General features: G+C 65.7%; 28 protein-coding genes. 4 read left to right on the top strand and 24 right to left on the bottom strand.

Going from position 1 to position 15,821, the window contains the following annotated elements; all coding sequences use genetic code 11:
• Positions 1–67: 67 nt before the first annotated feature.
• From LO763_RS19615 to LO763_RS19560, 12 genes are all read right to left on the bottom strand, one after another.
• Positions 68–226 (bottom strand): hypothetical protein, encoded by a 159-nt coding sequence (locus LO763_RS19615; RefSeq protein WP_230787657.1) that lies wholly within the window; start codon positions 224–226, stop codon positions 68–70.
• A gap of 377 nt (positions 227–603) precedes the next feature.
• Complete coding sequence (locus tag LO763_RS19610) at positions 604–891, bottom strand: hypothetical protein (RefSeq protein ID WP_230787654.1); 288 nt, start codon at positions 889–891, stop codon at positions 604–606.
• 218 nt (positions 892–1,109) lie between these two features.
• A complete protein-coding gene (locus LO763_RS19605) occupies positions 1,110–1,592 on the bottom strand; it encodes a hypothetical protein (protein WP_230787651.1) in 483 nt (160 codons plus the stop codon).
• A 61-nt stretch (positions 1,593–1,653) separates the two neighbouring features.
• Complete coding sequence (locus LO763_RS19600) at positions 1,654–1,989, bottom strand: hypothetical protein (protein WP_230787649.1); 336 nt, start codon at positions 1,987–1,989, stop codon at positions 1,654–1,656.
• 5 nt (positions 1,990–1,994) lie between these two features.
• Positions 1,995–2,255: a hypothetical protein gene (locus LO763_RS19595; RefSeq protein ID WP_230787646.1), complete on the bottom strand. Its 261-nt coding sequence runs from the start codon at positions 2,253–2,255 to the stop codon at positions 1,995–1,997.
• Entirely contained in the window at positions 2,252–2,554 is a 303-nt protein-coding gene (locus LO763_RS19590) for a hypothetical protein (RefSeq protein ID WP_230787643.1), read from the bottom strand. The genes LO763_RS19595 and LO763_RS19590 overlap by 4 nt, the downstream gene beginning before the upstream one ends.
• 101 nt (positions 2,555–2,655) lie before the next feature.
• Positions 2,656–3,021 (bottom strand): hypothetical protein, encoded by a 366-nt coding sequence (locus LO763_RS19585; RefSeq protein WP_230787640.1) that lies wholly within the window; start codon positions 3,019–3,021, stop codon positions 2,656–2,658.
• A gap of 89 nt (positions 3,022–3,110) precedes the next feature.
• Positions 3,111–3,314, bottom strand: coding sequence for a hypothetical protein (locus LO763_RS19580; RefSeq protein WP_230787636.1), 204 nt, complete (start codon positions 3,312–3,314; stop codon positions 3,111–3,113).
• 178 nt (positions 3,315–3,492) lie between these two features.
• Positions 3,493–4,092, bottom strand: a complete 600-nt coding sequence (locus LO763_RS19575; protein ID WP_230787633.1) for a hypothetical protein — start codon at positions 4,090–4,092, stop codon at positions 3,493–3,495.
• A gap of 299 nt (positions 4,093–4,391) precedes the next feature.
• Entirely contained in the window at positions 4,392–5,057 is a 666-nt protein-coding gene (locus LO763_RS19570; RefSeq protein ID WP_230787630.1) for a hypothetical protein, read from the bottom strand.
• 2 nt (positions 5,058–5,059) lie between these two features.
• On the bottom strand, positions 5,060–5,548 hold the full coding sequence (locus tag LO763_RS19565) for a hypothetical protein (RefSeq protein ID WP_230787628.1): 489 nt from the start codon (positions 5,546–5,548) through the stop codon (positions 5,060–5,062).
• Positions 5,545–6,123, bottom strand: coding sequence for a hypothetical protein (locus tag LO763_RS19560; protein WP_230787627.1), 579 nt, complete (start codon positions 6,121–6,123; stop codon positions 5,545–5,547). The genes LO763_RS19565 and LO763_RS19560 overlap by 4 nt, the downstream gene beginning before the upstream one ends.
• Before the next feature lie 189 nt (positions 6,124–6,312).
• Between LO763_RS19560 and LO763_RS19555 the strand changes: the two genes are divergently transcribed.
• Complete coding sequence (locus LO763_RS19555; RefSeq protein WP_230787626.1) at positions 6,313–6,810, top strand: HAD domain-containing protein; 498 nt, start codon at positions 6,313–6,315, stop codon at positions 6,808–6,810.
• Positions 6,811–7,110: 300 nt separating this feature from the next.
• Here LO763_RS19555 and LO763_RS19550 read toward each other — a convergent pair whose 3' ends face one another.
• From LO763_RS19550 to LO763_RS19520, 7 genes are all read right to left on the bottom strand, one after another.
• Positions 7,111–7,308: a hypothetical protein gene (locus LO763_RS19550; protein WP_230787624.1), complete on the bottom strand. Its 198-nt coding sequence runs from the start codon at positions 7,306–7,308 to the stop codon at positions 7,111–7,113.
• Between the two features lie 165 nt (positions 7,309–7,473).
• On the bottom strand, positions 7,474–7,944 hold the full coding sequence (locus LO763_RS19545; protein WP_230787622.1) for a single-stranded DNA-binding protein: 471 nt from the start codon (positions 7,942–7,944) through the stop codon (positions 7,474–7,476).
• Between the two features lie 416 nt (positions 7,945–8,360).
• Positions 8,361–8,786 carry a hypothetical protein gene (locus LO763_RS19540; RefSeq protein WP_230787620.1) on the bottom strand — a complete coding sequence of 142 codons (426 nt, stop codon included), beginning with the start codon at positions 8,784–8,786 and terminating at the stop codon, positions 8,361–8,363.
• On the bottom strand, positions 8,786–8,968 hold the full coding sequence (locus tag LO763_RS19535; protein ID WP_230787617.1) for a hypothetical protein: 183 nt from the start codon (positions 8,966–8,968) through the stop codon (positions 8,786–8,788). The genes LO763_RS19540 and LO763_RS19535 overlap by 1 nt, the downstream gene beginning before the upstream one ends.
• Positions 8,965–9,204 carry a hypothetical protein gene (locus LO763_RS19530; protein ID WP_230787614.1) on the bottom strand — a complete coding sequence of 80 codons (240 nt, stop codon included), beginning with the start codon at positions 9,202–9,204 and terminating at the stop codon, positions 8,965–8,967. The genes LO763_RS19535 and LO763_RS19530 overlap by 4 nt, the downstream gene beginning before the upstream one ends.
• A complete protein-coding gene (locus tag LO763_RS19525) occupies positions 9,194–9,613 on the bottom strand; it encodes a hypothetical protein (protein ID WP_230787611.1) in 420 nt (139 codons plus the stop codon). Before LO763_RS19525 ends, LO763_RS19530 begins: the two co-directional genes overlap by 11 nt.
• Positions 9,606–10,043: a hypothetical protein gene (locus LO763_RS19520; protein ID WP_230787609.1), complete on the bottom strand. Its 438-nt coding sequence runs from the start codon at positions 10,041–10,043 to the stop codon at positions 9,606–9,608. The genes LO763_RS19525 and LO763_RS19520 overlap by 8 nt, the downstream gene beginning before the upstream one ends.
• Before the next feature lie 520 nt (positions 10,044–10,563).
• Between LO763_RS19520 and LO763_RS19515 the strand changes: the two genes are divergently transcribed.
• Positions 10,564–11,685, top strand: a complete 1,122-nt coding sequence (locus tag LO763_RS19515) for a type II toxin-antitoxin system Phd/YefM family antitoxin (RefSeq protein ID WP_230787607.1) — start codon at positions 10,564–10,566, stop codon at positions 11,683–11,685.
• Between the two features lie 7 nt (positions 11,686–11,692).
• Here LO763_RS19515 and LO763_RS19510 read toward each other — a convergent pair whose 3' ends face one another.
• A complete protein-coding gene (locus tag LO763_RS19510; protein WP_230787605.1) occupies positions 11,693–12,367 on the bottom strand; it encodes a hypothetical protein in 675 nt (224 codons plus the stop codon).
• A gap of 167 nt (positions 12,368–12,534) precedes the next feature.
• Here LO763_RS19510 and LO763_RS19505 point away from each other — a divergent pair, with 167 nt between their 5' ends.
• Together LO763_RS19505 and LO763_RS19500 are read left to right on the top strand one after the other, a co-directional pair.
• A complete protein-coding gene (locus LO763_RS19505) occupies positions 12,535–13,407 on the top strand; it encodes a D-lyxose/D-mannose family sugar isomerase (RefSeq protein WP_230787603.1) in 873 nt (290 codons plus the stop codon).
• A gap of 264 nt (positions 13,408–13,671) precedes the next feature.
• Complete coding sequence (locus LO763_RS19500) at positions 13,672–14,373, top strand: NPCBM/NEW2 domain-containing protein (protein ID WP_230787601.1); 702 nt, start codon at positions 13,672–13,674, stop codon at positions 14,371–14,373.
• Between the two features lie 101 nt (positions 14,374–14,474).
• Here the strand turns inward: LO763_RS19500 and LO763_RS19495 are convergent, their stop codons facing one another.
• Genes LO763_RS19495 through LO763_RS19480 form a run of 4 tightly spaced genes read right to left on the bottom strand, consistent with a single transcriptional unit; the run spans position 14,475 to position 15,784 of the window.
• Positions 14,475–14,636 (bottom strand): hypothetical protein, encoded by a 162-nt coding sequence (locus LO763_RS19495; protein WP_230787600.1) that lies wholly within the window; start codon positions 14,634–14,636, stop codon positions 14,475–14,477.
• Positions 14,633–14,902, bottom strand: coding sequence for a hypothetical protein (locus LO763_RS19490; RefSeq protein WP_230787597.1), 270 nt, complete (start codon positions 14,900–14,902; stop codon positions 14,633–14,635). Before LO763_RS19490 ends, LO763_RS19495 begins: the two co-directional genes overlap by 4 nt.
• 58 nt (positions 14,903–14,960) lie before the next feature.
• The gene (locus LO763_RS19485) at positions 14,961–15,473 is read right to left on the bottom strand and encodes an HAD domain-containing protein (RefSeq protein WP_230787594.1); all 513 of its coding nucleotides are present in this window, start codon (positions 15,471–15,473) and stop codon (positions 14,961–14,963) included.
• Complete coding sequence (locus LO763_RS19480) at positions 15,470–15,784, bottom strand: hypothetical protein (protein WP_230787590.1); 315 nt, start codon at positions 15,782–15,784, stop codon at positions 15,470–15,472. Before LO763_RS19480 ends, LO763_RS19485 begins: the two co-directional genes overlap by 4 nt.
• Positions 15,785–15,821 lie beyond the last annotated feature (37 nt).

Below are 15,821 nucleotides of genomic sequence, written 5' to 3'. Positions count from 1 at the left end.
TGGCAGCTGGCGGTGTCCCGGAACGTCTGGCGTCGACGCGGCAGCCGTGGCGGTTCGGGCTGTGGCTTCAGCGGCGCGCGAAGGTCGCATGGCGGTCGGGAAAGCCCGTGCCGCTCAGTGTCGTGGTCGCGTCGATCTTGCACGGCCGGACCGTCCCGGTCGCCTTGAACGGGCCCTGTCTCGACTTCGGGAAGCCGCGCTTGGCCACCGCGTGGGTGCGCCGCACTGACGCCAACATGGCGGCGCCACTGATCGCGTTCGCGTACGGATGGCCGGTCGTGCCGGCCCCTACCGCGCCGCATGCGCTCGCTGTGCCCGCGTCGGCACGCTCCTACTGTACGGCGGCACCGGTTGGATCGTGTCCCTGTGTCCGGACTGCGACCGGCCGCTGCACGAACTCGCTGCGCAGCTCGCACTTGTCGAACATGCGGACGTCGGCGACAACGCGCCGCAGGTCCAGCCTGTTACGGTGCCCAAGGGCGGCCTGGTGCGCCCGCCACGGCTGCGCCGAAATGCACCGGAGCCGCTGCGGCTGGTGTGGTGACTCCAGCCCACCAAGGCAGAGCCGCTGTGCAACGACGTACCCGCCCCGGCAGGCTGACGCTACTTCGCTACCGCAGCCCACGGGTCAACGACGTCAATGCCGGTCACGATCCACCGTTGCAGGCCGATCCGCATCTGGTCGCCGATGCGCCCGGTGAGCTCGCCGCGGTCCAGACGTTCGTCCGCGAACTGGGCATCTTGAACCCAGTCGCCCGGAACGTCGACGCGGAGGCGCTCGGCGGCAACGTTGCCAAGGAGTTGCCAGGCCGCTGCCGCACCCGCAACGTCGTAGCGGCCATCGACCTCGTGCGCGTTCACGTCCAGGTACCACACGATCCTGTCATGCATCCGCTAATCCTTCCTCCTGGTGGCCCGGCCTACTGCCGAACCGAAGGAGGACCAAGGCGTGCGCCCAGTGGCAGGGGAAGGTCAGATACTGGCAGCGTCCCAGGCCTTCTCGTACGCTTCCGCGTCCACGCGGGCGCGAATAGCCGCAAAGAACGCCGGGGCGTCTCCTGGTGCGGGCGGATGCATCATGCCGTCGGTGACGTACTGGAGCGCGGCGTTCAGGGAGTGGAGGCCTTCAGCGTTGAGCCGTTCCAGGTCGACCAAGACGATGGCGACGGCAGCGGTCTCGCGACCGGACCACGGGGCCATGCTTCGCCAGCGGTGTTGCAAGCCAGCGCTACCCGAGCTCGGTGCGCCGTCTCAGCTGCGAACATGCGCTCAGGACCCGTGAAGGGATCGCTGGCGTCCGCCAAAGAGTCCCGTGGTTTCCCACCCGGGTACAAGACCCGGCCAAGCGCATAATGCTGCGCGTTCACGGCAACGAACGCCTCGACCTTGTCTTGGTCGATCGGGTCCGGAAGCGCTTCCCATTCCTCACCGCCGAGCTTGAGCTGGAACTGCTCAGCAGCTCGAGCAACCTGCCCGGTTTTCTGATGCTGGTAGTCAGACCCATGGGTCGCGAAGAGGACACGAGAGGTGAAGTCGATGAGCGAGAGAAGCTCACCAGCGATGCGTTCTTCAGAGTCGTTCAAGTCGGTCATGGGTGGCCCTTTCAAGATGCAACGTTGACGATGGGGCGGACCTGCAAAGTTCAGGACCGTTTCACTCTTGCGGCAGCCGGTCCCAGAACGCAGCGTAGGTTTCCTCATCGACGCGGGCCCGAACCGCAAAGAAGAAGTCTTCAGCTTCGGCCATCGTCCGGAACGGCTCGGCCAGGTGAGAACTGACGATGTCCATGACGCTGGTGAGCGTCGTGGAGCCCGCAGCAGCCATCTGGTCCGTGTCGCCCAAGGCGAGCGCAACGGCTGCATGCGCGTAGTCAGGCATGTCATGCCAGGGTTTCCCATGCGCGGCGTTATTGAGCGCGAGGCGGGCCTGGTACACAACTGCGGTGGCGAAGTCACCGTTCGGACCGTTGAGCACGTCGTCAGTAGCCATGTCCATCAAATCCCCAACTTGTCGTAGAGACGAACTGCCATGGCGCGAGCAAGACGGCCGAGGTCTTCACCAGGGTAGGCAGCAGCGAGCACGTCGAGCAGTTCTGCGGCAACGCGGCCTTCGGCTTCATTCAGGGTCGCTCCGGGGCGCGCCGTATCCGGGTCGAACGTCGCAAGCCTCTCGTGGAGATGCGCCGCGTAGTCGTCGCGGGAGATCGGCTGATGGTCCGTGTTGGTGATGCCCGGGGTGGCACTGTCGCCGCTCATGCGGCATTGCCGTTCTGGTGCACCTCATGGAGCACGCTGGTGTTCATGTCGGCACGGACGTCGTCCATGGTGTGCGGAGGCGTGTCAACGATGATCGTCTGGTAGACCTCGGAGAGGTAAGCCGCTGACCCGCCTACTCGCAGGAGCGGCTTCACGCGGTCGCTTCGGATCGTCGAGTGCTGCGGCGCTTCGTCCCGGTGGTGTTGGAACGTAGTGCCCCGCAGGATCGCTTCGGTTTTCCCGACGCCACCTTGGCGGATCGGCGGAAGGTCCTGCAGCGACAGTGCATGTTCGGTCATGGCTGGCTCGATTCTCTCGTTCACTGGAGGTCAGTGGTTCCACTATCGCATTCAGGACAGGCACGCGTCGGCGTGCCTGCGGCACGGACACTGCGGTTCGCTCAACAGTTGGAGTATGCGCGGGGCTCGCCGTCCCAAACAACGTCGAAATGCTCAGCGTCAACTCGGGCCCGAATCGCCGCAAAGAACCCTTTCATTTCATCGTCAGTTCCGAGCGGGTGCAGCAAGGTGTTCGACACGAACCGGGCTGCCTCGGGGAGCGTGCGAAACCCCATGTCCTCGTCATACAGCAGCCGCTCGCGGCTGATGAGAACGATGGCGACAGCAACAGTCTCGCGTTTCGACCACGCTGGCCAGGCGCGGTCGTTTGATTCGCAGGCGCGAGCGTAGAGCGCCCGCTTGACAGTTTCGTGAGCGAACGTGCCGTTCGGGCCGTTAAAGACGTCAATGGTGTCCATCAGATTCACGGTCTCTCCTGGGTGGGCGTCGCATGGGGGTGGTAGTTATCGAAACCGTACTTTCGTACGGCGCTGCACCCCAGCGCCGGCCATGATGGTTAGTTGCCAGCGGAGAACCGCAAGATGGGCAGTGTTCTGGGCTTGTCGTCGTTCGCAGGCGAGTGGCCCTGAGCGGTGAGCGTGGCGGTGTTGGCGTCGTCGGTGGGTGGCGGGGCGAGGAACAGCGGGGACCCGACTGTGGTCGTGCCGGTGCCGTCGTGGCGGGCGGGTGAAGGGTTGACGTGGGGTTGCGCTGCGGTCATGGGTGCGCTTTCGTTCGGAGTGGTGTTGGTGGTGCAGTGCCCAGTATTCCTTGTGGGTCCGACGCTCGGGGTGCGTTCTGCTGCGCTGCACTTGGCCGGGCCCGGCGTGGCATGGGAAGCCCGTTGGCCTGTCGTACGTGGGCACGACAGGTCACCGGACGTGCTGGGAGTGGGCGGGCTACACGAGGATGCCCGGGGCGATCTTCGGGGCTTTCACCGGGGCGTCATCGACGTCTGGCATGGCCACAGCCCCGGTATGAGGCTCAATGGCCGTTGCGGCGAGCGCGTATGCAGGTGCCACGTCGTACGCCGCAGCAAGCTGGACAAGCGCGGTCTTCCAGGTGCCGTTGTCAAAATTGGCGGCGAGCCGGGAGGCGGCCTGTTCAGCGACGACGTCACCAGCGAGGCCGGTCAATGCGTCCAGCATGGGCACTGCCGGGTCCGTGTCCGCGGCGGTCTTGTAGCTACGGGCGGCGAGCGTGTCTGCGGCTGCGGCGCTGACGTTCGCGGCCGTGTAGGCAATGAGTCCGGCGGCGATGTAGTGCTCGCACGCGGCAGCGTGAAGCGGGCCTATCCACGCATGTTCGGGGTCAGTGGTGGCGGCCCTGTCCGCGAGCCACAGGCGGACGGTGCCTTGCGCGGCGTGCCACGCGACCATGGTCGGGCCGGTGACGGCTGCCGTGTGGATGGGCCAGGGCGCGAGCCGGGCCGTGTGTGCCAGCAGCAGGCACTGGAGGCGTTCCAGGTCGTCGACGGTGGTGGGGATTAGGGCAGTCATGCCGGGGTTCGCTTTCTCAGTTGCAGGTCGGTAGTGCGAGTCTGATGGCGAGGCGCAGGGAGCGTGAAGGTTCAGGCACGACCGGTCCCCGTTCGCGTGGTCGCGGCCATGCATTCGACACCGGATAGGGCGGTCCCGCCGACGGTGCCGGCGGTGGGCGCCCAGCCGTCAGCGATGAAGGCCTGCGCGGCGGCGGCGCTGGACGCGTGACCGTTCGCGGCCATCCATGCGGCGAGTGCGTCTGCGGTAGCGAACACGGGGCTGATGGGGGAGCCTTCTGAGATGGTTTCCCACAGTTGCTAGCCGTCGCCTGCGGGAGGTGCCGCAGGCTCCCATGCTGCCGTTGCGGCCCGCTGGCCTGCGTACTGTTCGATAGTGCCATGTCCCTGACATGTGGCGCACAAGAACGCAAGGTCGGCACGGGCGCAGTGGGCTTTGATGACCGCGGCCGCGTTGAGGCTGTCGTGCCCGAACCCGTGCAACGACCATGCGTTGACCGCCGTCGCCGTCGGCATCACCAGCGGCTGCTTGGGTCGCCAGCCGTGCTGGGGCGTCCATGTGTGTGTGAACTCGACGAGGCGGCCGGCGTCAACGAGCGCGTCCACGTCCGTTTGCGTCAGGTGGTAACGCCATTGGCGGTTCCATAGCCGGGCGAGACGTTCGGCTTCACGGTCGACGGCGGCGTCGTCCGCGCCGTAGTAGTCGGGAGCAGCGGCAATATGGCGCTCCGCAGCGTCGCGCACGGCGGGAGTCGCCGCGGTGAGTGGTGTGCTGCCGTTGCTGGCAGGGTCGAACGGCGCTCGTCCGTACCAGCGGTCAAACAGGCGCTCGGCTTCCGGGGTGTACCCGCGTTCGCAGCCTGGGCATGGTTGTTCGCGCAGCGCCGCGGGTGTGATGAATCCGTGCCAGGTCCGCCGCTGCGGCCAGTCGAAATCAAGCGGCACGCGCCGCAGTATTCGTCCCATGTTCAGTGCCTTTCGTTCGCGCTGCTGGCGGTCGCGTTGCCCAAACGTGTCTCGAGGTCGGCAATGCGACCGAGGAGGAACGCAAGGTCGTCCGGTGCACCGGCGACCAGTTCGGCGTCAGCTCGCGAGTAGAACGAGCACAGCGGCGGGTCGTCGTCGGCCATGGCAACAACATCGGTGACGTAGTGGACCTCGGCGCCCTCATCAGCACCGTGGAGGTCGCTGCCGTGCTCGTACTGCCACGGCCCTGGGGTCGCAGCCGCGAGACGGGCGCTGATGTCCTCGATGCGTTGCCGGTCGGCTTCGGCTGCTGTGCACCGGAAATCGCAGGAGTCACCGCACGCACCTGGGCCTGCTATGCACCGTTCGCATATCCAACACCAGGCACAGACGGGCGCTTCCCCGTCGTCGCAGTCCTGGCACCGAACGGGTTCGTCGGCGAGGCTCTGGTCGACGTCAGCGGCGTCCGCGGGCATGGCCTCAGTGGTCACATTTGCTCCTTCGCCGCAGCTCGGGCTTCCCGCGTTTCGGCGGCAGCGATCCGGAAGTCCAGCGCGTCAATGCGCCGGTTCAGGCTCGCGACGCGTGCAAGGTCGCGGTCGAGTTTGGCGAAGCGTCGCCTGCCGGCGGCGCGGGCCGCTTTCGACCGGGCGAACGGCGAGAGGTTCACGATGGCCATGTCGCCGTCGTCATCCATGCCGATGATCGCAGCACGGCGCGAGGCGAGCCGGTCCCGTTCTTCTCGGAGGGATGCCGCGGACCGGTACACACGCGGCTGCGGCTGGCGCTTCGGCTTCGGTTCGGGGAGTTCCACCAGGTTTTCGTCACCAGGCTCGATGAACCACTCCAGAAGCGCAACCGGCGGCTTCCAGTCAGACCTGATGACCGGGTTCACTCCGGGGAAGTCTCGCTTGATGCGCTCAATCTGCGCCTGGACGGCTTCACGGGCGGGGTGAGCGGCTTCCCACGCGTCCCGGCGCTGTTCCAGGAGCTTCATGTACTCGTCACCAGTCAACTTCCCCGCGACAGCCGTCTTCGTCGCAGACGGCGTAGCTGCATCGCTCATCACTGGCTCCGGAGTCTCTAGACGTCTACTATGGTCTCTCTATGATATCGACTCATGTTGCACTGCAACGCTTCTGGACGGAAATGTTGCCCGACTGTGGTGCGTCATACCGCAATCACGTGGTCGCATCCCGACCGCCTAGCCAGGCCGGGGCGTTGACCGCCCCCGGGCACCTACGACGAGGAGGACATGACTGAGGATGACGACCGACCATTGCTCTTTCTCGACGTCGACGGGACCGTGATTCCTTTCGGCAGGCACAACAGCAACAAGGCGGCAACGGCCGCCGCAGAGCCGTACCTCGCGGGAATCGACCCCACCTTGGGCGATCGACTGACCGGGTTCCCATGTGCGCTGGTCTGGGCCACAACCTGGGAAGATCATGCCAATACCGTATTGGCGCCGCTGCTGGGGCTGCCTCGATTGCCGGTGGTGCGCTGGCCAGCACCCTCAAGTGCCGACGAACGCGAAGACCGCTGGTGGAACCTGCACTGGAAAACGCGCGCGCTGACCACATGGGCCGGTGGACGTCCGTTCGTGTGGGTCGACGACGAAATCACCGGCGCGGACATCGACTGGGTCGCCGCTCGCCACCCTGGCCGTGCCCTGCTCCACCCCGTTGACGCCGCCAAAGGCCTCACGCACCGCGATCTCGCAACACTCGACGTCTGGTTCCGCCAAGCGTGAAGCCAAGTCCGCGCAGGTGCTCGCACTCGCCGAGGAGGTCGACACTGCCGCGCTGGCGACCGCGCTTGGCGACGACCGTGCTGACGGGAAGCGAGCACGCGGCGCCGCTACAAGCCGTCACGGTGAGCGGGTACCGGGTCGTGTCCACGCACCCGCGCTCGGTGATGCGCGCCGACCCCGCCGCACTGGGTGTGTGTCGCGATAGCGTGCCGCACGTGCTCGGCAACGACGGCCGCGCGGGAGGCGATCACAGACGTGCACGCGACCAGAATGGACCCGAGGTGCGCCCGGTGGCGCCGGTCAGGCACGCGTGTGCCCCGGGTCGAACCCGACGGCGGACGCGGGGGTCTTCGCGAGCGCGGCACGGCCTTGGGTTTCGGCGCCGACCGCCCACGCAGGCGCGTCGACGACGGTGAGGTCGGCTGTCGCGACCTGCTGCGGCCCGATCGGGACCGTTGCAGCGATGAGCGCCAGGAGGGTGTGGTTCTCGTCGGTCATGGGCGACCGGGCAGCGTGCAACGCACGACCCGCTGCGCGCGTGCCACGATGGGCTCCTTCGGTGCGTTCGCTGACTGCTTGCCAGCGGTCAGCGGGCAACGGATTGACGATGCCGCGGCCGGGTACCGGTAACGATTCCCGACCGCACTGACACTGCTCGACGGGCTAAAACGGCGGGTCCTCGTCAAACGTGCGACCCGCACTCGGCGCGGACGCCGCCCACGCGTCCGCGTCACCAGCTCCGGGCTGACCCGGTGCCTTCCGGCCGCCGGCACCGGCCTTGGCCACCGTCGCAGTCGCGAACCGCAGCGCTGGACCGACTTCTTCGACGTCGATCTCGTACACGGTGCGCTTCTCGCCCTGTGCGGTCTCGTACGAGCGCTGCTTCAGGTTGCCCTGGACGATCACGCGCGTGCCCTTCGACAAGGACTCGGATACGTTCTCGGCGTACTGGCGCCACACCGAGCACGTGAGGAACATGGCCTCGCCGTCTTTCCACCCGTTCGTCTCCTTGTCGAACGTGCGCGGCGTCGATGCGATGCGGAACTTTGCGACGGCGGCCCCGGAGGGCGTGTATCGCAGTTCGGGGTCGTCGACGAGGTTGCCGACGACGGTGATGGTGGTGTCCCCAGCCATATCGGGTTCCTTTCTGGAGGATTGGTGTGTCCCTCTATGTTGTCGTACTGGGGCGACATTTCCGCAGGTGGTTCCCGTTTTAACCCGGGTGCGTCGCGAAGGTGAGAATGGACCGGGCCGTTGCGGTCCGGCCCACGACGTCCACGGACAGCAGTTTCACGGCACGGTTTCGGGTCGTGTCAGGGTGTTCGTAGCGGACACGGATGGCGTCCCGGTCGTCGTGCACGCTGGTGAACGGGGCGTCCGCTCCGGCTTTCTCGATATCGTCGTAGTGGCGGTAGGCGCAGCCGCCGGCGCCAGTAAGGTGCTCGGCGAGGTCGTCGTAGGCGCTGACTTACAGGATGATGTCCGGCATGGCGGTCGCCTCTTTATTACTGGTGGCGCGACGGCGCGACCTTGACCGGGTCACCGCGGCGTCAGTTGCCTGCAGCGTAAGAAGCGCGAAGCGTTTCGATCGTGTGCGACCGGATCGGCTCCGCGTCCTCGTCGAGGTCGCGTTCGAGTGCGGCGAACGCGCCTGCCGGGTCGGTCCGGGAGGCCTCCAGGTAGGCACGCACCGCAGATCGGGGAAGTCGCCGCAGTTCGGTGCCGCCGTCGCGGATGAGGATCACGTCGTCGCGCCAGCCCATGTGCCCGGGTTCGTTGTAGGCGTGTGATGACGTGCCGAACGCGTCGACGCGGTCCAGGAGGCGATGCTGCTTCGCCAGCCAGTCCGTATCCTTCCCGCGTGGGACCTGCAGGAAGGCCTCGCGGGTGCCGTAGGCAACGAAGCCGTCGACGATCTCGGCGTACATGGCGTAGCAGTCCACGCCGGGTTCGGGTTTGATCAGGATGCGGCCCATCAGCGGGCGACCTCCAGCAGGCCGGGGAGTAGGGTGCGCAGTTGCGCGGGCGGAAACGCGACCCGGAACTGGCCGTTGCGGCCGTTGACCACCCAGGCGTACCGACTCGGTTGCGTGCAGGATTCACCGGCGGGTTCATAGTCGTCGAACAGGAGCGTCGCGGGCCCGTACCGCTGCGTCACTGCTTGGAGCGCGGCTGCTGGGGTCGCGCCGATAGCGGGCCGTCGCCGCCCTGGTCAGGTTCGGTAACAACAGCGATGGTCCACGGACCGGTCCCGGTCCACACGCGCAGGCGCCGCTGGACCTCCCGGCCCAGGGCAGGCCAGTACGTGAGCATGGTGTCCTCGGCGAGGACCCACGTGTCGTTGTCGATGTCGCTGAGGCGCGGCTCCCGTTGCGCAGCGGTGCTACCGGTCATCGTCGGCCCCTGACTCGGACAGTCCCGGGAGTGCGCGTTCAAGGTCGGTGGGAGCGAACGGTATCGAGAACACGCCGCCGGCGCCGTCTTCAAGGAGCCACAGGTACGGTGTCGCGAATCCGTGCGCCAGCGCCGGCGGGTGGTCCTCAATGAGGGCGATGTCGGGCCCGTACTGTTCCCGCAGTGCCCGGAAGGCGGCGGTGGGGGCGGCGGCGACCGTGGGCCCGTCGCCGGGTTCGGTGACGACAGCGAGTCGCCAGTTGCTCAGGCCCGCCCACACTTGCAAACGGCGACGGATCGGCGTGCCGAACCCTGGCGTGTACGTGAAGGTCGTGTCCTCCAGGTGCACCCAGGTGCCTTCGAGAATGTCAATGTTCGACAGCGACCGTTCGTCGTCCCGGTTAGGCATCGTCACGGTTCCCTTCGGGACCGGTGTGCGTCGTCGCCGCCGCGGGCAGGTCTGGCAGTGCGGCGGCGAGGGCGTCCGCGTCGAGCCTGCGCCAGGTCGCTTCACCGCGGGCGTTCACGTCGACAGCGTCGAAATGTTCGGGGTTGTCGGGGCCGCTGGCGGGATGGTGTTCGATGACGGTGCAGGCTGGGCCCCACCATACCTGCGCGGTCGCGGTCACGTCCGCGGCGGCGTCCGTGATCGACGGGCCCTCATCGTCGGGCCGCTCAGTGACAACGCAGTAGCGTTCCCCAGTGCCGGGGCGTTCCCACACGCGGGCGTGACGGGTTGCGCTGCGCCCGTTCGCGGCAATGTACGTGAGTGTCGCGTCGTCAATGGGATGCCACGTCTCCGATCGCAGGTGTGGATCGTGCGGCGGTTCATGCTGCATATGCAGTGGTTCCTTACTGCCAGTGGGGACGGCGTCCGCGAGGTCGTCCGAGTCGGAGCGGCTATCGGTGAACGTGTCGGTAGTCCACGCTCATGTCCGCGGGACCGGTTCAGTGTTGCGTCAGCGGGAGTCGAGGTCAATGGAAGCGGCGTAGCGGCGCCAGCGTATGCCGCCCTCACCGCCGAAGGCTTCCCGGGAGCGCTGCGCCCACCAGACAGGGCGCGCTCCGTCGTCAGGGGCCGGTTCGGGGCGCCCATAATGCCGGGGACGTGTTGGAGGTCTAGGCCCCCGGCGTGTGGTGACGTACCGGAACGGTCCGAAGCCAGTCTCGTGTTGCTCGTGGCGGTCGGGTCGGTGTCGCTGACGGCCGCAAGCGGTGCGTGTCCACAGCAGTGTCGAAGGACAACAGGTCTCCTCACGGAAGGCTTTGCACAGGGAGGCATTGCCCAGCCGTCACAAATTTGCAGTTCAATAGTACCTCAATTTCTGATTTTTTGCGGTCATCGTGTACGGTGGTGCTGTGCCGACCTTCACCGTTTCCGAAACTGCCGCGCAACTGCCAGCCCTCCTGCACCGAATCGAAAACGAGAACCTCCACGTCAACATCTGCGTACGCGACGCTGACAACGTCGTCGCCTTCCTCGTCTCCGCCCGCGACTTCCCCGGCCTCGACGTCACGCCGACCGTGCCGGTCGCCGAAGCGCGAAAGACGTTCAACGCCCTCGTCCGGACCGCTCACGAACGCAACGACGTCACGGCGGTCATCACACGCCATCGCAAACCGATCGCGGTCCTCTCCGGCGTACACCTCGATGACATCACGATCGACAACATGACGGTTCCCGCACTGACGCCCACCGTGCTCCACGACCACAGCCCCGTGCCAGTTCCCGCACGCGCCGACACCGCGGGGCGTCGCGACCTCACCGCCGCGGCGATGACCGCAGCAATCCAAGCCCGGTTCCCCTCCGGTGACCGCACCTGGGGCCGCGCCGACCACACACAGGCGCGCAAACTCATGTACCGCATCTTCGGGCCCGTCTGCCTGCTGGGCAACCACACGTCCTACCGGCCGGTCATCGAATGCGCGCACCTGACGGACTGGCGCTCGACGATCGCAGCGTTCTGCGCCGACGACTGGAATCAGCACATGGTCGAGCAGGTCGCCTGCTACGACGAGCCGCTGCCGCGGATGGTCACACTCTTGTACGACGCGCTCGGTGAGGCTTTCAACGGCATCGGGAACGTGGTCCCGCTCTGCAAGGTGCACCACGACCGGTACGACGGACGCCGCCGCGACGGCACCCCTATGGCGAAAACGTCCCTTATCGAACGCCGCGACCAAGTCCTGCTGCTGCCCCCGGTCGCGCTCAACGTCATGCGAGAGCTCGAGGCGGCCTGCTACGGACGCCGCACTGTTGACGCCGACCAGCGGCCCATCATTGCGCAAAACCTCGCCGACCAAAACATGTACATGCTCAAGGCATGGGCGGCCTGGGCGTGGCAGCACGGCGCCTACGGCGACGTAGACCCGGTGGTGCGCATCGGCGCGTGGGCCATGGACCTGTCCGATGGACGCATGGAGACTCGGGGGCGCCTCCTTGAGGAAACGGTCAAGTTCTGGTGGACGGGCTGGCGCTAGCGACGCGTCAACGGTCGTTGCCGACATGCCCTTCCAGGATCGAAAGCACCTGCTGGTTCTTACTTTCCTGAGTGAACTGCCGGTGCAGGAAATCTCCCAGGACCCACGTAGGGGCGCCGTCGCGCTTGTCAATGGTATCGAAGCGAAAGTCAGTCACGGTGGCGTCATCCGGATCGAAGTATCCATCATCGTTCAATACTTGCCGAAATTCGGGCGTGATCACCACTTCGCGGTCAGCGTAGAAGTGCACGACGTCACCGCGTTCGATTTTGTCGAGTTGTACTCGGTGGATGCCAATTCGCCAGCTTGGCTTACGGTTGATGTTGTACTGCGGTACCGCAACCTGTTCAGTGCGCTTGAATAGGCCGCGCCCGGTCACGACTTCACGCTGCACCGAATCCCCTGCTGAACAGGTCTGTATCGATCCTCGGTTGCCAAGGTCAACGAGTGCTTGCAGCGCCTGGACGATGCCTTCCTTGAGGGCCTGCCGACGTCCCTCCGGAGATGCCGCAACAAGCTCAGCATCCTTGAGCGCCTGCGCTGCAGCGCATCCCGAGCACTCCGTGACGTTTCGTCCCTGATGAGACGCGCAGAACGCTGTACCGCACCCATGGCATCGCCCTTGCGCTTGCACACCGCAGGACACTGCCCCCGCAATGACGGTTTCACACTCCGCTCCCATTTTGGCAGCATAGGCAGCGCCGCTGACTGCGTCAAGATCACATCAGTCCGCCACTGGGGGAACATGTTGTGCATCGGGATTCGTGGCCGGAAACGTCTGTCCTGTCCCCTCATCGGTTTGGGCGCTGACGGCGGGTGACACCCAATGCAACCATCACGTTCCCTCGCATGGCCCTGATTCGAAACCCCGCCGACCCGGCGTGGTCGCGGCAATTGCGACAGCGGCAGAATAAAGACCGGACGTGTCACATCAACGGAAGGCCTCTGGTGAAGCACTGCTGCCCCCGTGGCGCACAAGCCGGGATCCAGTTCGACGAGAGCGGGAGCCGCACCTGTCGACGTCACTATTCATCAGAACAGGCCTCGCTCATTCAGGACCTGGACCGACGCGGGACTGCCATTGGCCTCAGCCGGGACGACGCCGACCAGCTGCGCTGGCCCGCAAGCGCCAATACGGACGTGCAGGCACGGACCGCTCTGACCACCTGGGCCGAGTCACATCGTCTCCGGCGTAGCCAGGGCCAACCGGTCTTGCACTGTGTCTGCTGGCCGACCTCACATCGCCGGTCGCGATGCGAATGCGGCCACAACGGGACGCAGTTCTATCTGTGCGACGCGACATTCGGCCACCTCACCCACTGGTCGACACCAGCCGGCGAACGAGCGGTACTCGTCTACCAGCCGTACCAGATCACCGACGCAGGGCGAGCGATCCTGGACGAGTGGAACGCCCGCAACGACGTCCACATCGAGATCCGTGACGACGCCTGGTACGGGCACGGCACCACGTTCATCGGCATCTGGAACGCACGCTTCGCACCGGAGGCCACCGCTGGGTCCGTTGCTGCTATCGCGGCACCGCAAGCGGTCGCCGTCATCGAATACCGCGACCGACCGGACGGTGGGCGGGGGCTGGAGACCGCAACGCATACAGTCGCGATGGACGGCACGGTCTACACGGTGCCGGCAGGAGCGACGGTGCTCGCGCCAGGATGGAAGCTCACGGGTACGAACATGGGCATCAGCGGCATCCCGCGATGATGCGCGGCCAGGTGTCGCGCTGCTTACCGTCTCGCTCGAGTTGCCGCGCTGGGCTGCCGCAAACCATCCCCGTCGCCCTCAGTTTTCATATCGTTACTTAATGGACGCAACTGCGTCGAGTCGGCGAACGTGTGTCATACGTCTTGTCCAGCAACGGCCAGGTCGTGCCCTCCGGCAGTGTGTCGCTCGTCAGGACCTGCAGTCCTTCAGTAGGGTAGGAGCCCCCATGTCTTTCACACGCCGGGCAACGCATCGGTCGCAGAGATGAATGAACAGCAACCGACCGCGACGGACTCACTTTGGGTCAAAGCGGGAGTCCTCTTTGCCGCAGCGGGCGTCGTAGTGGCAATCGCCGCCCCTTTCTTCTCTTCGAGTTCCACAGACCAAAGCGAAGACGCAACAACCGAGGAACCCTCAGCCCAGGTCACGAACATCGACGATCACAGCACCACTGAGGCGCCGACTCCCTCGGCAACACCGACCGAAGAGCCTCCAGAATCGCCCACCAACAGTCCCGACCCGCCCACCACACCCCCTGTCGATCCCGGGACGTCAACTGCCGGCGACAACTACAATGAATTCTGGGTCGACGCCGAGAACGTCAAAGGAGACCCGGGCGGCTTCAGCATCAACGGCAATGATGTTCGGACAGGCTATCTTGAATCCAGCTCATGCTTCCAATGCACCGGTGAAACCGAAGCGAGCGTCGAAATTGACCTCAACCGCGATTACTCACGTTTCACCGCATTGCTCGGGCTCGAGGATTCAAGCCGCGCCGACGAAGAAGTCGGGTTCTACATCTATGCCGACGGCGCTCTCATATATGAAGGCAAGTTCAGCCTTGGCGAAAGCGAGCAGATCGAGTTGTCGGTAAATGACACGCTCCGGTTGAAGTTCGTCTTCACCGGTAGACTGTCGCTTGATCGCGTGAAACCTGCGGTTGGCGATCCGCTGGTGTTCAAGTAGCACCAGCCCCGCACTTCATGGAGAATGACCGGGTCTTGCACACTCTTGACCTGCTGAAACGGCAAGTCGCGGCGGCTCGGCCACGCAGTGAACCCGCCCGCCTAGTTCCAGTCGGGGACTTCCCCATCGAGCAGCGGTGGCAGCGCCTGGCCGAGACGGTCGGCGTCCAGCAGCGTCCAATGCGACTGTCCGGGCCCGAGCATGTGCACCCAGGAGTACGAGAGGCCGCGCACACCGGCGACGCCAGGGCGGTGCTCGATCACGGAGGATTCGATGCCGAACTGGTCGCGAACGGCATCGATGACCGCACCCGGGTCGAGGAGGGTACCGATCCCCGGACCAACGTCATGCTCCGAGACGACGGCGAGCGTTCATCCGTCGTGCTGCCATAGGCGGGTGCGCTGCTGCGACGGCCCATACGTGTGGTGGCATACGCGAGCATGCCGTCGCTGACCAGCTCCCACGTGTTCTTGAGAATATCCAGGTTCGACAGGGCCCCGCCGAAGCCTTCCATATCGCCTGCCGACACTGCTCGTCCTGCTCAGGTGCGTCATGTGATCAGTCGCTTCACGATGACACAGGCAGCGTCACTGCTGGTGTCCCAGCAGGAACGCTTCAATCCGGTTCGCGTCGTCCGGTGTCAAACCGAGCTTCGGGTTCGGCTGGATTGCCACGTGCGGGGCGATGCCGGGTTCGTCGAACGCAATGGCTTCCTCATCGTCGCACCAGACCCAGGGCCGGCCGGAGGCGATCACTTCCGCGACGAAGCCGTGCTTGGCCTGAGCGACCTGCGCGGAAGGCAGTACGGTGCCGATACCGCGGGACGCGTGCTGCCTCGGGAGTTGCCACAGCGTCTCAAGCTTGTCGACTTCAGGTCCCCAGCTGGTCAGCCACCACAGGTCGACGTCAAACGCTTTCGGTAGCTCTCGGAGCCAGTCGATGAGTGCGGGCGACCACGCGATCTTGAACTCGCCGACGCTGGTGCGCACATGCTGGCGTTCCACTCGCGAGTTCCAACGCGGCCGGGGTGCGTTCAGGACCCCGTCAACGTCCATGATGAGGAGCGGCGCCGTAGAGGCGGCCAGTTCACGGTCGGTCATGTGCGGCTCCTAGTGACGGCACGGGTCGCGGTCGAGTGCTGCTCGTCGTAGACGAACGCCGCGATGCATTCGGCGAGCAACGGCGCGGTGGCCTCGGTGAACTCCTCGACGGCACCGGTGCGGTAGACGGTCACGGTCGCACGGGTAGGGTGTGGCAAGTCGATGCGCGTTACGGGGTCGTCAATGGCGCGTTCGCGGAGCGCAAGCGTGTATCCGGTGGCGTGGAAAGCGGCCGTGACCGTGTCCAAGGCGTCACGGTCGAATGTTGCGGCGTCAGGCCCGAGGATGACGTTCGGTGTCGGTGCCAGCATGGTCAGCTCCGCTCAGGTTCACTGGTACAGGGGGGTA

Source organism: Glycomyces amatae (assembly GCF_020991375.1).
GTDB lineage: Bacteria > Actinomycetota > Actinomycetes > Mycobacteriales > Micromonosporaceae > Glycomyces > Glycomyces amatae.
The sequence above is the reverse complement of the archived record's forward strand: the minus strand, read 5'-3'. Positions and strand labels throughout refer to the sequence as shown.